Annotated in this window: 9 protein-coding genes; 6 read left to right on the top strand and 3 right to left on the bottom strand. The window is 52.6% G+C overall.

Going from position 1 to position 15,383, the window contains the following annotated elements; all coding sequences use genetic code 11:
- Positions 1-20 precede the first annotated feature (20 nt).
- Positions 21-518, top strand: a complete 498-nt coding sequence (locus MRBLPE1_RS07890; protein WP_364143704.1) for a GNAT family N-acetyltransferase — start codon at positions 21-23, stop codon at positions 516-518.
- A 6-nt stretch (positions 519-524) separates the two neighbouring features.
- Positions 525-3,557 (top strand): Npt1/Npt2 family nucleotide transporter, encoded by a 3,033-nt coding sequence (locus tag MRBLPE1_RS07885; RefSeq protein WP_364143701.1) that lies wholly within the window; start codon positions 525-527, stop codon positions 3,555-3,557.
- Between the two features lie 165 nt (positions 3,558-3,722).
- Here the strand turns inward: MRBLPE1_RS07885 and MRBLPE1_RS07880 are convergent, their stop codons facing one another.
- The gene (locus MRBLPE1_RS07880) at positions 3,723-4,481 is read right to left on the bottom strand and encodes a ThuA domain-containing protein (protein WP_364143699.1); all 759 of its coding nucleotides are present in this window, start codon (positions 4,479-4,481) and stop codon (positions 3,723-3,725) included.
- Between the two features lie 161 nt (positions 4,482-4,642).
- Here MRBLPE1_RS07880 and MRBLPE1_RS07875 point away from each other — a divergent pair, with 161 nt between their 5' ends.
- Complete coding sequence (locus MRBLPE1_RS07875) at positions 4,643-6,298, top strand: GMC family oxidoreductase (protein WP_364143696.1); 1,656 nt, start codon at positions 4,643-4,645, stop codon at positions 6,296-6,298.
- Between the two features lie 129 nt (positions 6,299-6,427).
- On the opposite strand, the gene MRBLPE1_RS07870 is transcribed toward MRBLPE1_RS07875, so the two are convergent.
- Entirely contained in the window at positions 6,428-6,976 is a 549-nt protein-coding gene (locus tag MRBLPE1_RS07870; protein WP_364143693.1) for a DUF3231 family protein, read from the bottom strand.
- Between the two features lie 599 nt (positions 6,977-7,575).
- Here MRBLPE1_RS07870 and pheS point away from each other — a divergent pair.
- From pheS to MRBLPE1_RS07855, 3 genes are all read left to right on the top strand, one after another.
- Positions 7,576-8,610 carry a phenylalanine--tRNA ligase subunit alpha gene (pheS, locus tag MRBLPE1_RS07865; protein WP_364143690.1) on the top strand — a complete coding sequence of 345 codons (1,035 nt, stop codon included), beginning with the start codon at positions 7,576-7,578 and terminating at the stop codon, positions 8,608-8,610.
- 24 nt (positions 8,611-8,634) lie between these two features.
- Positions 8,635-11,076: a phenylalanine--tRNA ligase subunit beta gene (gene pheT / locus MRBLPE1_RS07860; protein ID WP_364143688.1), complete on the top strand. Its 2,442-nt coding sequence runs from the start codon at positions 8,635-8,637 to the stop codon at positions 11,074-11,076.
- Positions 11,077-11,276: 200 nt separating this feature from the next.
- Positions 11,277-14,510, top strand: coding sequence for a hypothetical protein (locus tag MRBLPE1_RS07855; RefSeq protein WP_364143686.1), 3,234 nt, complete (start codon positions 11,277-11,279; stop codon positions 14,508-14,510).
- A 96-nt stretch (positions 14,511-14,606) separates the two neighbouring features.
- On the opposite strand, the gene MRBLPE1_RS07850 is transcribed toward MRBLPE1_RS07855, so the two are convergent.
- Positions 14,607-15,287 (bottom strand): SDR family NAD(P)-dependent oxidoreductase, encoded by a 681-nt coding sequence (locus tag MRBLPE1_RS07850; protein ID WP_364143683.1) that lies wholly within the window; start codon positions 15,285-15,287, stop codon positions 14,607-14,609.
- Between the last annotated feature and the right edge of the window lie 96 nt (positions 15,288-15,383).

The raw sequence follows: 15,383 nt of genomic DNA, 5'->3' as shown, positions 1-15,383 counted from the left end.
AGAGCGGGGAGGCAGGATGAATGCTGGTGGGACAGTTTAAAATTGACCGCGTATCCACGACAGTTGAAGCAGAGGAGATCGTGAAGTTTTTATTATCGGATTATTCATTTGACGATACGCGGTATACCCCGGGCGAGCTGGTACATTTCCGCGAGCTTCCTTACCGTGCGCTAAAGAATGAGCTATCCTTCTGGTATGCCAAGGATGAGCAAGGAAAGATCGTGGGCATCAACTGCGTCGCTGAAAACGAGCAAAAAACAGGCGGGTACAGCTGGGATTATCTTGTTGTGCATCATGATTACCGCAAGGCAGGCGTGGCCGCCATGCTTATTGAACAAATGTATGTTTTTTTAAAGGCGATACAGGCAAGATATCTGGTAACCTATACCTGCGATTTGCCCGAGTATGACCGGATACGGCAATTATTTGAAAAAAGCGGCTTTACGCTGGTCGGAAGATGCCCGGATTATTACTACGAAGGGGAAGACCGATTAATCTATCACCGAAAGCTGGTTTAAAGAGAAATGAAAATAGATAGCATATTGCGTGCAATGGGTGCCCGTCCAGAGGATCAGCGTAAGCTGCTTATGATGGCACCTGTTTTTTTTATTTGCGGCATAGCGGAAATGCTTAATTATAACGGCTTCATGACATTGTACAATCAAAGGTTCGGAAGCGAATACCTGCCTTACGTCTATGCGGCAGAGGCGTTTATTTTGCCGCTCGAGGCATGGCTCTTGTCCTGGCTTGCCGCTAGATTGCCAAAGCCGAAGCTGATGCGCGTCTTATATGGGCTCTTACTTGGGATCGTGCTTGTCAATGCCGGCGTTTTGCTCGTTATGGAAAGCTTCGGCCTCGAGGCGAGAGCCTATTATCCGGTTCTATTTATTGCCTCCAGCTTCGTCGTAAGGCAGCAGACCCTTCTGCTGTGGAGCCTGGCTGTCGATTTATGCTCGACACAGCAGGCCAAGCGGCTGATGCCTGTATTCGTTGGTTCGGCAACGCTTGGCGGGGTAGCGGCAGGCTTGCTTGCGCAGCTGATCAGCCTTGCTTTCGGCCCAGAAGTTGTTTATGCCGCCGGAGGCGTGCTGCTGCTGGCAGCCTTACCGAATTACCGCAAAGTGATTACCCGCTATTTGGTTCCATTATCGATTAAGATTGAAGCGAGTGGACAGGAAGAAGAACAGGTTTCTACGGGGGCCGTGTTTAAGCATGCGCTGAGGTCGCCTTTTTTGCTTACGGTTATCCTGTTGATGACGCTTATGCCAGCTCTTTATTTTCTGATGGAATACGAATTTCTGAACGTAACCAAAATGTCGTTCCCTAGCGAACAGGCATTCAGCCGGTTTTTTGGGATGGTTACGATGGTGCTGTTTGTGCTTGCGTTTTTGCTGCAAACCGTATCCGGCAGGTTGATGGCCCGGCTTGGAGCAAGTCAGATGCTTACCGCGATCTCGGGTGTGTACGTTCTTTCATTTGCTGGAGCTTTGTTTTTTGTCGGCGGGTCGGCCGCGCTGCCGATTATTTCGATCGGGTACATGCTTCTGTACTTGCTGCTTTATTACTCCGCGGAGCCGTCCTACCAGCTTTTCTTCAAGACGCTTCCGCTCGCGCAGCGCGACAGCTACCGCTATGCGGCGCAAGGGATTGCGGCGTCCGCGGGCATTTTAATAGGCGCGGGCCTGCAGTTTTTGCATTCAGGCCTCGGTATGTCTTGGACAGCCTTATCGTTTGTCGGTTTGGCAGGAGCAGCTCTGTTGTTCGTGCTTTCTTGGTTAGGCAGAAGGTTCTATATGCGGGAGCTCGTGAGCAGCGTACAGACGATCGGCGAACAGGATTTGGCCGAGCAGTTCGATGAATTTAGCCGGAACGAGGCTGCAATTGCAGAGGTTAGGAGTATGCTGAAGCTGCCGCTCGATTCGGCCAAAGAGATTGCTTTGCAAATTATCGGAAGGCTGCAAAATCCAAGCGATGTTCCAGATCTGCTGGAGCTTATCGACGACCCGAATCCGCGTATTCGCGTTGCCGCGGTTAGAGCCATGAATTTGGAGAGCGCGGATTTGCATGCGATGGTAAAGGTAGCGGCTTTTCTAGAGGACCCGGATGACGAGATGCGCGCCGAGGGCGTAAGACAAATTGGCAGAATGAAGCATATGGAGCATCAGGCGTTCTACTTTTTGCGGCAAAAGCTGCTTGACCGGCATCCAAGCGTCGTCGCCGAGGCAGTCAAAGCGATGTACTCCTTCAACAATGCGCCGAGCTACGAGGCTTGCGCAGAGGTCATTGACCGCATCTTGGATGAGGGGGGAGAATCATCGGTTTATATTTGCCGGGTGATCGCGGAGCTGGAGCTGCATGCGTTCGTATCCAAGGTTGAGAGACTTGCGGATGAATCGCATCCGGCTGCCAGAGTAGCCGCTATCGCTTGCCTCGGAAAGCTGCAGATTTTGACGATTATCCCGAGGCTGCTGGAGAAGCTGCCGATGATGGACCAGGAAATGTTCCGTACGGCCACAGAAAGCTTCGTTCAAATGGGCGAAGACGCCATACCTTTGCTATTTGGAAGTTTGCCGGATTCGCCGCCGAAGCGATGGACTTCTGCAGTAGCTGCGCTGTCGGCGCTGCTCCCAGAGGAACAGGTTCGAACCGTATTAACCGACGAGGCGCTGAAGCGGTTAAGTGAGCTTGAAGCAGCCTCCGGCTATTCGTTATCGCTTAAGCAGCTTGGCCATTCGGAGCTTTCCGAGCTTGCATTGCGGCGCTGGCGGGAAGTGCGGACCTTTATTATGGACGGCGTATGGGCAGTCTTATCGAACCTTGCGGATGAACAGGTTGCTGATGCGATTAGGCGTGCTGCCGCAGACGAGGATGAAGAAATCCGCAGCAATGCCTGGGAAGTGCTCGCCGAGGGCATGGGAGAGCGGCGGTTATCGCAATATTTGCTTACCGTGCTGGAACGCGGCGAAGAAGGCAAGCCTGTGGATACCGATGAGGATGCTAATGCCATCCTGAAGGCGGCCTTGCAAGGAAATGACGATTGGTGGCGGGAGATTGCAGGAGCAGCGTTAATAGAGGAGGGAAAGCAAATGGGAAGCGACCATCAGATCATGAGCCGGCTAAATAAGGTTATCTTTCTTAGGCAGGTTCCCTACTTTGCTGACTTATCGCTTGAGGAATTAGGGTTAATTGCGAACATTGCCGAGGTATATAGTTGCCCGGACGGGGAGAATCTGTTGGAGCGGGGCGAGCCGAATCCGGCGATGTACGTCATCGTTGACGGTAATATAGAGCTCACGAGCATTTCGGCCGCGGGATGGGAAGGCACGATCGGCGTATTGGGGACAGGTGATGTGTGCGGCGTTACATCCGCGCTCGACAGCACCTCATCCACGGTTACGGCTCAAGCCTTGCTCGGCGATGTAAAGGTGCTGAAGCTGCTGGGCGAAAACGTCTCCAGGCTCATCCGCCTATACCCGGAGATTGGGATCGGCTTGCTGCGCGCCTCGTTTGCCCGCATCCGGTTGCTTGAGGAAATGATGATGCGCATTGACTCTTAAGAAAACAGCCATATTGCAAAAGAGCGCCCATTGGGCGCTCTTTCTTGTTATAGATAAACAACAACTATCTATTCTAACGAAGACAAAAACAACGCCAAGCAGCAAATCCGGTTTACCGGATTTTGAAAGCCGTCTAGAGACGAACGCTATCCTTTATGAGTGATGTTACACTTGCTCGAGAGCCGCTGTATTTCCGAATACGGGAGATGCGCCATGAGGGGATGCCGCCCAGTGAACCGCGTTAGCAATGACACGAATGATTTGTTTATGGTAATAAGTAGGATGCGTTTCATGGCCTGGCTGGAAATAAAAGATTTTACCTTGCCTGCGGTAGAAGGTGCAGCCGCTGCGGAATACTTCTCCGCCTTGAAACCAGCCGATAAAAATGAGCTCATCCGGTGCCGGAATATCAAAAAATTCGCCATACATTTCCTCTTCTTGCAGCTCGATATATTCGCCAAGCCCCGCCGTGATCGGATGCGCAGGATTAACAACCCATAAGCGCTCTCTCTCCTTTGCCTCCCGCCATTTAAGCTGGCAGGTCGTTCCCATCAGTTTACCGAACAGCTTGGAGAAATGGCCCGAATGCAGCACGATAAGCCCCATTCCGCCTAATACCCTATGATAAACGCGCTCGACTACTTCATCGCTAACTCGCTCATGTGCCAAGTGCCCCCACCATATCAAGACGTCTGTATGGTTTAATACTTCTGGTGTTAGGCCATGCTCCGGCTGTTCTAATACAGCCGTATGAATATAAAAGCCGTAAGGCGATAATCCATCGGCAATCGCGCAGTGAATGCCGTTTGGGTATACGGCGGCTACCTCCGGATTATCCTTTTCCGCGATATATTCATTCCAGACTGTCACGCGTATGGCCCTTTTCTCCTGGTACGCTTTTCCGCCAATCCATGCTTTGATCATAAGCCGCTCTCCTTGCTGTATTGCATGTTTCTTCTATAGTATGTTTTCAGTTTATTTGGGTGATTACCTATTACCTTACTGCCGCAACCGAGTCCTTGGCATCAGACAGGTACAACGAAACATAATATAGGAATAAAAAGATAGAAGAGGAAGTGGATGCTTTGAGGCTTTATGTCGCTGGCAAGGATGACACTTTCGCAACCATTGCCGAGCACTATCATCTGGATACCGAACTGCTTCATGCGGCCAATCCGGAGCTGCCTGTCCATAATTCAAACCTTTCGGGCTCCGTAATACGTATCCCTGTCGTGGACTCGCCGCTTGCCCCTAGCACGCTTTTTTCCTGCCCGCCCGTAGATCCCATGCCATTTCTCGATCAATGGATTCCTCTCACCTCTCTCGCCGATATGGCTGAGACCGAATATGACGTTATTATTATCGGTTCAGGCATGGGCGGCGGCGCCGCTTTATGGCGATTATGCGAGCAGTGGATGCATGCTGGCAAACGAATCGCCGTTGTCGAAAAGGGAGGGCTTCTTCTACAAACGCATAGCTGGAATGTTCCGACATTAAATAATGACCGTGCCGGACGTCTTTTTGCTAACCCTGCCGTCTCTGTTCCGATTGGAAGAACGCTTCCTTCCTTCTCAGGCGCTAGGGAGCTGTATGCACTTGGCGGCAGAACGCAATTCTGGGGCTTGGTCAGTCCGCGGCTCCAAAGATTTGATATGAAGGACTGGCCTATATCGTATGAGGAATTGACGAAGTATTATAATATTGCCGAAGAAGTAATGAATGTCTCGAACGCATACAGCAAAGATTCTTCCCTCACGAGTGAATTATTGCATCGATTATGGCAAAGCGGCTTCCCCGAGGCAGCAGGAAGTCCCATGGCCGTTGACGTTGATCCTACCAAATATGGAGAGATTCATTCTGCCGCTGCGTTTAGCTCCATTCAGTTTTTCGCCAAAGCGCTCAATTTGGCGCCCTTTGACTTGGCGGTGAATGCCAACGCTACGCGGATCGTGACGCAGGAGGGCAAAGTCGCCGGTGTCGAGGTCAGTAATCCGTTTAAACAAACTTATTTTTTAAAAGCCAAAACCGTCATTGTCGGTACAAGCGCGCTGCAAGCGCCCAGACTGCTTCTGCATTCCGGAATTCCCGGCCGGGCGATCGGGCATTACCTCGCTAACCATTCGTTTGTCGTAACGAATGGGCTCATTCGGACACCAGCTGTTACGGAAGTATTAGGAACGCTTGCGATCCTGGTTCCATCGACTGCTGAACGTCCTTATCAGGTGCAAATTCAAGGTCCTGGTCCGTACTATTGGTATCACGATACCCCGAAGGAGCTGCATGAGGAGTGGGGGATGAATTTCTTTGGCGGGTTTGGCACCGTGGAATCAAGGTTCGAAAATCAGGTTTACCTCGATCCCGCCCGGCGAGATGAATACGGCGTACCTCAGATCGGTGTCAGCTTTGCGTACAGCCCTAAGGACAATGACATTATCGAGCAAATAAAAGCGGATATCCCTCGGATTGCTCAAGCCGCCGGCATACAGTTAACTGGCCAAAGCGGCAAGCCTGACCTATGCTTACTCGCACCGGGTGCCGATTATCATGAATTCGGCACATGCCGCATGGGCAATGATCCGCTCACCTCCGCTACTGACCGGTATGGCCAAATCCACGGCATTTCCGGCCTGTATGTCGCAGGAAACAGCGTTTTGCCTCACATTGGTGCCGCAAACCCTTCACTCACCGCTGCTGCGATGGCTATACGTACGGCAGATTACATTGTGCAAAATACGACTTGAATAATACATCGTTGAAGACCGAGAAAATAAAGTCTTCTTCATTTGGCCAATGCTTCATCAAGCCATTGGGCAAGGTAAGGCATCCCGCAAGGTTCGTGTAGGAGTGCCGATTGAATGGAAATTTAGAAATTATGGTGTCGGCAATCCATTCGGAACATAGTATGGAGGAATTTTAATCCAGCCGCGTTTACGCATTAACGTTTTTAACGAAGCGCCAAACTTCATTTTCTCTGCTTGGAATTTAACGAACATCAATCCCACATCATTGCGGACAGACTGCACGGCACCCGTTGCACACATCATGTAATTGGCAACAAGTTTAACGGAAAGTGCATTTGCGATTTCATCGTCAGTCAGCTTTACGCCCATGGGTACTGAATTGGGTTCTGAATTTGGTTTTTTTTCAGATACCGGTGGTAGAGTCACGCCTTCTAGCAGCATAAAATCCCTTAGTACTGTTGATTGTGCCTTTGCTAATTCCATTGATGCCTGAAGCGCGCCTAACAGTTCATTGTCTGTCGTTGTGTTTATTCCGATCTGGACATTCGCTATTTCTTCCTCCAGCATGGTCAAGTATGTCCAGCAAGTCATTGCTTCTCCTATATGCAGCGGGGGTTTCGGTTCGTTATCTATTAATGTTTTCATTACATCGGCAACTGCTTCGAATACGCTCGACAATTTCACACCGTCCTCGTTTTTGAATAGTGTGCAAAAAAAAATCATCAATTATACGGCGTTAGATTGATTCGATTCGAAATGCAAGGTTTGCGGTTGCAACGCTGCATCAGATTGCATATAATATAGATTATTGTTTCATATTCGCAGTAAAGCGATGATGGAGAAGAGTAAGCAGTGCTTTCGCACAGGGAGAAGACGCCGTAGATTGAGAGCGTCTTTGTGATTATAGGCTGCCGAAGATTCACTCCGGAGCAGACACCTGAAACGCCACAGCGGCTTGCCGCGCGGCGCAAGTAGGGAAAGTCCGGTTCCCGCCGTTATGGGGCTAAGGGATTGTAATCCGCCGCCGACAGGCAAGCGATGACCATTGATGGGTCATTCGCAAAGGCAGGAGCGCAATCCGAATTAGGGTGGTACCACGGTTCTTTCGTCCCTTTAGGGAGAGAGGGCCTTTTTTTGTATAAATATAAGAATTTATAAGTTTGTTAGCTTATAAAGTGCTTATATTTCTCCGCGAAACGATAGCTAAGCCTCCTATAGTATGGCTTAGCCGTTTACGCTTGCATGATTTAGAGATGATGATATGGAGGCGAAGAAGAATGAAGGAAAGATTGGAAGGACTGCGCGGAGAAGCGCTGCAGGAGCTGCAGCAAGTGACTACTCCCCAGCAGCTTAATGATTTGCGCGTAAAGTATTTAGGTAAAAAAGGGGCTTTGACTGAAATTTTGCGCGGGATGGGCGGTCTAAGCGCGGAAGAGCGTCCGGTGATCGGCCAGGTTGCGAACGATGTCCGTGCAGCAATTGAATCGGTTATCGACGAGAAGCAGAATGCATTCCAACAAGCCGAGACGAATAACCGTCTTCTTGCGGAGACGCTTGACGTGACTCTTCCGGGCAAACAGCTGCCGACAGGCTCCATGCATCCGCTTAACAAGGTGGCGCAGGAGATCGAGGATGTGTTTATCGGTCTAGGCTATACCATTGCGGAGGGACCAGAGGTCGAAGAGGATTATTATAACTTCGAAGCTTTGAACTTGCCCAAGAACCACCCGGCGCGCGATATGCAGGATTCGTTTTACGTAACGGACGACATTCTGATGCGTACGCATACATCGCCGGTTCAAGTACGTACCATGAAGGCGATGAACGGGCAAACACCGGTCAAGGTCATTTGCCCGGGCAAGGTTTACCGCCGCGATGATGACGATGCGACGCATTCTTTCCAGTTCAATCAAATCGAAGGTCTTGTGATCGGCAAAAACATCCGGATGAGCGATCTGAAAGGCACGCTGCTGCAATTCGTGCAGCAAATGTTTGGCGCGCAAGCGCAAATCAGGCTTCGCCCAAGCTTCTTCCCGTTCACGGAGCCAAGCGCGGAGGTTGACGTTACCTGCGTACAATGCGCGGGCAAAGGCTGCCGCATGTGCAAGCATACGGGCTGGCTCGAAATTCTCGGCTGCGGCATGGTTCATCCGCGGGTGCTTGAAATGGGCGGCTATGACCCAGAGGAAGTCAGCGGATTTGCCTTCGGCATGGGAGTTGAGCGTATCGCCTTATTGAAATACGGTATTGACGATATTCGTCATTTCTATACGAACGATCTGCGGTTCTTAGTACAATTCGCAAGAATGTAGCATTGAGAGAAGGGAAGAAGAGAGATGAATGTATCCTATAAATGGTTAAACGAATATATCGACCTTTCCGGCTTTACGGGGGAAGAGCTTGCGGAGAAAATGACGCGCGGCGGCATTGAAATCGACGTTGTTGAATCCCGCAACAAAGGCGTAAACGGCGTTGTTGCCGGTTATGTGAAATCGAAGGAAAAGCATCCCGACGCTGACAAGCTGAATGTATGCAAAGTTGACGTTGGTACGGGAGAAGAACTGCAAATCGTATGCGGAGCCAAAAATGTCGACGCGGGACAGCTTGTTCCCGTTGCCGTTATCGGCGCGGTATTGCCCGGCGATTTCAAGATCAAGCGCGCAAAGCTGCGCGGCGTGGAATCCCAAGGGATGATTTGCTCGGCGAAGGAGCTTGGCTTGAACGAGAAGCTTCTGCCTAAGGAGCAGCAAGAGGGTATCCTCGTTCTTCCGGCAGCTACGAAGATCGGGACGCCTATCGGCGAAGTGCTGGGAATAGACGACGAGGTGCTTGAGCTGGATTTGACGCCTAACCGTTCGGATTGCCTCAGCATGCTGGGCGTGGCTTATGAGATTGGTGCTTTAACCGGCCGCGAGGTTCGCCTGCCAAGCGCCAACATCAATCATACGACCGTGCGCGCGGACAGCCTTGTGTCGGTAAGCATCAGCGCGCCGGAGCATTGCTCGCACTATTCGGCTCGTTATATTAAAGGCGTGAAAATCGGCGAATCCCCTTTGTGGCTGCAAAACCGTTTGATCGCCGCAGGCATTCGTCCAATCAGCAACGTTGTCGACGTTACGAACTTCGTCATGCTCGAATACGGCCAGCCGCTGCATGCTTTTGACGCGGACCGCCTGCCAGGCGGACGCATTGATGTACGGCTTGCGAAAGCCGGCGAAACCCTGGTAACGCTGGACGACCAAGAACGCAAGCTCGAGCCGCATATGCTCGTGATTACCGATGGCCAGCAGCCGATTGCGCTTGCAGGCGTAATGGGCGGCGCAAGCACGGAGGTGACCGGTGAAACGGTCAATATTTTGCTCGAGTCGGCGAAATTCGATGGCGGTACCGTACGGAAGACGTCACGTCAGCTTGGCCTGCGCTCGGAGTCAAGCATTCGCTTCGAGAAAGAGGTTGACCCGGCAAGAGTAATCCCTGCACTCGACCGTGCGGCGGCGCTTATCGCTGAGCTTGCGCAAGGCTTAGTCGCGGAAGGCATTGTCGAGGTTGCTTCAGCAGAGGCGAAGCCGGCCAAGGTCGCGGTATCGCTGGACAAAATAAACGGCTATCTCGGAACGGAGCTCTCGAGGCTGGAGGTTCAAACGATTTTTGGGCGCCTGCACTTTGAATACGAGCTGTCTGACGGCAACGTGTTCACCGTGAACGTGCCGACGCGCCGCGGCGACATTACGCGCGCGGTTGATCTCATCGAAGAAGTTGCTCGTTTACACGGCTACGATGAGATTCCGACGACACTCATCCATGGCGATGTCGTGCCAGGCTCCTTGACGAAGCCGCAGGCCATCCGCCGCGAGCTGCGTAAACGCTTGTCGGATGCCGGAATGCACGAAGTCGTCAGCTATTCCTTCACGGGACCGGAGCGGACGAAGCTGTTCCCTGCACTGGCCGAGCATACGAATCCCGTTCGGCTTGCCATGCCGATGAGCGAGGATCGGAGCGTACTGCGCACGACGCTGATCGCACAGCTGCTTGAAACGGCGGCCTATAACCGCAACCGTAAAAATGATTCAGCGGCTCTATTTGAAATCGGCAGCGTATTCCATACCGATGAAGAGCAGCTGACTCGCCTTCCGCAAGAGAAGCACCGTTTTGCGGCTCTCCTGACCGGGAACCGTTCGGAGGCGCAGTGGAACGCAAAAGCGGCGCAGGTGGATTTCTACGACGCGAAGGGTATTTTGGAAACGGTATTTGCCGTCCTCGGATTAACGGCGAGCGTGTCTTACGAAGCGGCGCAGCCAGAGCATTTCCACCCTGGCCGTACGGCTGCCGTTCTGCTTCATACGCCAAAAGGCAATGAAGTCATCGGTTACGTGGGCCAACTGCATCCGACGCTCCAGCTGGAGGCGGATCTTGCGGACACGTACGTGCTTGAGATCGGCTTGGACTTGGTTTACGATTTTGCCGATTCCGACATCGAATATAAAGTGCTTCCGCGTTATCCTGCAATGCAGCGGGATATCGCTGTCGTTGTCGATCAAGAGGTTGCGGCTGCCAAGCTGACAGGCGTTGCTTGGGATATTGCAGGCGAGCTGCTGGAGTCGGTACGCGTCTTCGACGTATACACCGGAGAGAAGCTCGGAGCAGGCAAGAAGAGCGTCGCGCTGTCGCTTGTATACCGCCATGGAGAGCGTACTTTGACAGATGAAGAGGTAACGGAGCTGCATGGGAAGGTTGTTTTACAATTAGAACAATCTTTTGCAGCTGAATTACGCAAATAGGCAGGAAACCTTCAAAGCCGCATCGAAATAGTTCCTAGTGAGCTATCGATGCGGCTTTTTTCCTTTTAAATATGAGGCATAAATCTTTTTGCAACGATCCATATGCCTATATTTCACCGCGAAATGAAAGCAGCTCCTTTACATGGACGACGACAGCCGTCTACGCTTGCTCTACTTGTACAATAGGAGGATTCGCCTTAATGGATGCTGAAAATACGGTTGTTACGGTTGATATATATGGAGTTCAATATAAATTAAAAGGCCATTCCAATGTGGAATATATGAAAAGGGTTGCGGCAGCAATCGACGAAAGCATGAAAAAGCTGGCCAAGGGCTATCCGCGTCTCGATATGCCGAAGCTGGCAGTGCTATCCGCCGTACAAATAACGGAGGAAGTCTTTAGGCTAAGACGCGATAATGCGAGACTGCTGGAGGAGGAAGCTAAGCTGAACCTCCTGATTAGGGAACTGGAGCAGGTCGGCGAACAGGCCGTTACGCTGCAGGCAGAGTTGGCAGAGACGAAGCGGATGGCGAGCGAACAGCTGCAGAAGGCCAAAGCGGCGGCAGAAGCCGAGCTGGCGGAGATGCTGTCCCTTGCCGCCGAGCAGGCGGCTGCCGAGCAAGCTGCCGCTGCGGAAGCCATGAAGGCGCAGGAGGAAACGATTGCCCGGCTAACGGAGGAAAACGCGGAGCGGCTTGCGGCGCTGCGGGCCAAGAAAGACGAACAGCTGGCACAGATCCAGTCCAAGAAGGATACCGAGCTGAATGAGCTGAAGCGAGTGCTTGAAGCCCAGCTGGCTGAGCTTCGCAGCTCGAAGGATACGGAGCTGGCGGAGCTGCAAAACCATAAGGAAATCGAGCTTGCAGAGCTGCAAAAACAGTGGGCAGCCGAGCTATCGCAGCTGAAAGAGGCCAAAGAAAATCTGCAGCTGGAGCTTGAACTTGAGAAGGAGATACAGCTATCGGAGCTCGAAAGCGCGAAAGCGAATGAGCTGGCTGCGCTTAGACAGGATAAGGACGAGCAGTTGAAAGCCTTGATGCAGGAGCATGAAGCCTCGCTTTTAACCATCAAGGAGGAAAAAGAGTCAGAGCTTACGGAGCTGGCGGACAGCTGGCAGAGCAAGTGGGATGAGCGGGAGCTAAGCTGGCTTGCCCATGCCGAGACCTCGCAATTGGAGCTTGCCCGCCAAAGCGAGGAGCGGGAGCAGAACTGGAAGGCTGAAGCAGCAAAAGCGGAGCAGGTTTTCCGTGCCGACCTGGAGCGCCGCAGAAACGGCTGGTTAGAGGAGCGCAGCAGGCTGCAAGCGCAAATTGCGGAGATTCAGCAAGGCTGGGCGGCGGATAAGCAAGCGCTCGAGCATCGGATTACTGAAGCGGAAGAGCAGCTTGTTCAGGCCATGGAGCAGGAGGAAGCCTCAAGAACCTCGTTTGCTCAGCTGGAGAGCAGCTTAAACGAGAAAGAAAGCGAAGTACAGTTCGTTCAAACCGAGCTGAACGAAACGATACGCCAGATTCAGGAGCTGCAGGAGAATGGGAGCGAAGCTGCCGCGCAGATCCAAGAGCTGGAGCAAAAGCTTGCCCATGAGCGCAGCCACGTGTCCGCAGCGGACAAACGGGCTACGGATCTGCAGCAGCGGCTGAAAGAAGCGCTGGACAGGGAACAGCAGCAGGGTATGACGCTGCTTCAGCTGGAGGAGCTGCAAAAGCAGCAGGAGGAGCAGCAGCTGCAGCTTGAGCTTGAGCTTGAAGAGAAGGAACTTACGGAGCAGCGGCTAAGGGATGAGTTCCAAGCTAGACTGCGTACAGAGCTGGAGCAGCAGCGGGATATGCTGCACGAGGAGCATGAGCAGCAATTAAAAGTGCTTGAAGAAGAGAAGCGCGAGCTAATTAATACGCTGCGTCAGGAGCATGAAGCACAGCTGAGGGTCGTAGAAGAAGAAAACGACGAGCTGTTTAAACAGCTGACCGCGGAGAGCAATGAGCGAATTGACCAGCTGGCAGCCGAAAGAGATGCCCGTATAGAGGCATTAGCTGCCGAGCATGAGGAACAAAAGAAGCAGCTGGCTAGCCAATATGAAGAGCAGCTGCTAGAGCAGGCCGTGCAATACGAAGAACAAAGCAAGCAGCTCGTGCACGACTATGAGGCGCAAATCAGTCAGAAAGCGGCTGAACGTGAAGAGCATGAAAGAAAGCTTGCCGACGCGCATGAAGAACAGCTGCTCGAACAAGCCGTACAGCTTGAAGAGCAGAATAAACAGCTTGCTAGGCAGTATGAGGAAAAAGCACAGCGTAAAGCAGAAGAGGCTGAAGAGCAGTCTAAGCAGCTTGTCCAGCACTACGAGGAGCAGCTTCTCGAGCAGGCGCTTCAGTACGAAGAGCAGAACAAGCAGCTTGCCCGCGAGTATGAGGAGCAGAACAGACAGCTCGCCCGAGAGTATGAGGAGCAATTGGAGCAGAAAGCTGCTGAACACGAAGCTCGGAGCAAGCAGCTGGTAAACCAATACGAGGAGCAGCTTCTCGAGCAGGCGGACCAGTATGAGGAGCAGAACAGGCAGCTCGCCAGTGAGTACGAGGAGAAGTCCAAAGCTTTTGCCGTTCAGGAGGCAGCCCGTTCCGAGCAGCTGGTCGACGAGTACGAGGAGCGTTACATTGCGCTTGCGGCCAAGCAGGAAGATGAGCGGAGGCAGCTGGAGGAAGAGCGCGAGAAGCGTCTTCAGCAATTGGCGTCCGAGCATGACGAGCTGGTAAAGCAGCTGTCGGCGAATCAAGAGGAGCTGCTTCTGCAACAGAAGCATGATTACGAGACGATGATTCAGAAGCTGCAGGCGCAGCTCGACAAAATCGAACAAATTGCAGCTTCCGCCGCGGATGGCGAGCAAACCTACAAGGCAGAGCTGGAGAAGCTTACGGCTCGGGAGCAGGAACTGACCGAGCAGCTGGAATGGACGGCAGCCCGCGAGCGAATTGCAGTGCAGCAGCTGGAAGCGGCAGCGGGCCGTGAACGGGAGCTGAGCATACAGCTGAAGGAACAACAGGAGTTCGCGGAGCTGACAGCGGCTGAAGCCAGCCGCCTGGAGCAAGAGAAGAAATTGCGCGAATCAGAGGAGAGCTTGATGCGCGAGCGGCTAAAGCAAGCGATGCAGGAAGCGGCTGCTGCCTCCGAGCTGAAGGAAGAGCTTAGCGAGCATGCTTCCAGACTCGCTCAAGAGCGGGAAGAGTCTGCGCGCAGGGCAGAACAGCTTGCGAATGAACGTGACGAGGCAGCGAGCGCGCTGGAGTCGCTCGTCTATGAGCGGGATGAAGCGGCACGCTCCGCGGAGAAGCTGGCGGAGGATCACGCTGACTTAATGGAGCAGCATCACAAGCTGAAGAACGAGTACTCGAAGCTGCAAACCGAATACAATGAATGGATTGAGCTGATCGAGCACAGCTAGCTTATCCGGAATAATAAAAAAACCGCTGTTACCAGCAGGGCAAACGCCTGGCAGGTTACAGCGGTTTTTTTGTGCATGGTTATGCCGGGCGTCATATCAGCCGTAGGAAACGATTGTTCCTGTAGGGCCGCCCGCAGGCAGGCTGGCCAATCGGATCAGGTCCGGCGTTACAATGGCCGGATCTTTGCCGGTGGCATGCATTTCGGTGCGAAGCGTTCCCGGGTTATACAGGTTAGCAAGTATGCCATGCTCATGCTCCTCGCCCGCGAGCGTGCGCGTTAACGATTCGAGTCCGGCCTTGGCTGCGCTGTAAGCGGCATAGCCGCCTGCGCCGTTCCAGGACAGTCCGGAGGTTATATTAATGATCCGGCCGTATTTTGCTTGGCGCATGGCTGGAAGCGCTGCTTTCGTCAGCAAAAAAGGCCCTGTTAAATTGGTGGCAATTTGATTTTGCCATTCATTCGAAGATAACTCCAGCACCGTGCCGGATTCAAACACGGCTGCGTTATTCAATATAATATCGATTTTTCCAAAATGCGCGATAACCGCCGCAATGGCTTCCTGCACCTGCTGCTCCTCGGCAACATCCGTCTGCAAAACCAGGGCATCCCTTCCTGTCTTTGCTTTGATGAGCGAAGCGGTTTCCTCAAGCTTGGAGAGACGTCTCCCGAGAACCGCGACATCCGCGCCTGCCGCCGCAAAAGAGACCGATGCTGCGCGCCCCAAACCCGTTCCGGCTCCGCTTATAATGGCGACTCGATTTTGCAGGGTACCCATCACCATTCCTCCATTCGCAGTTCTTTTGTGAATATCTTATCAGAGGCGGAACGGTTGGGGAAGAGAAATAGCTATCAGACTTTTTTTGTTCAAAAG

This window comes from Paenibacillus sp. LPE1-1-1.1, assembly GCF_040676435.1.
In the GTDB taxonomy this organism is placed as follows: domain Bacteria; phylum Bacillota; class Bacilli; order Paenibacillales; family Paenibacillaceae; genus Pristimantibacillus.
This window is presented reverse-complemented; position numbering and strand designations above follow the sequence as displayed.

Coding starts and splice junctions, on each gene's coding strand:
- pheS (WP_364143690.1), top strand. CDS start 7,576: ATGAAGGAAAGATTGGAAGGACTGCGCGGAGAAGCGCTGCAGGAGCTG.
- MRBLPE1_RS07880 (WP_364143699.1), bottom strand. CDS start 4,481: ATGATCAAAGCATGGATTGGCGGAAAAGCGTACCAGGAGAAAAGGGCC.
- MRBLPE1_RS07890 (WP_364143704.1), top strand. CDS start 21: ATGCTGGTGGGACAGTTTAAAATTGACCGCGTATCCACGACAGTTGAA.
- pheT (WP_364143688.1), top strand. CDS start 8,635: ATGAATGTATCCTATAAATGGTTAAACGAATATATCGACCTTTCCGGC.
- MRBLPE1_RS07850 (WP_364143683.1), bottom strand. CDS start 15,287: ATGGGTACCCTGCAAAATCGAGTCGCCATTATAAGCGGAGCCGGAACG.
- MRBLPE1_RS07885 (WP_364143701.1), top strand. CDS start 525: ATGAAAATAGATAGCATATTGCGTGCAATGGGTGCCCGTCCAGAGGAT.
- MRBLPE1_RS07855 (WP_364143686.1), top strand. CDS start 11,277: ATGGATGCTGAAAATACGGTTGTTACGGTTGATATATATGGAGTTCAA.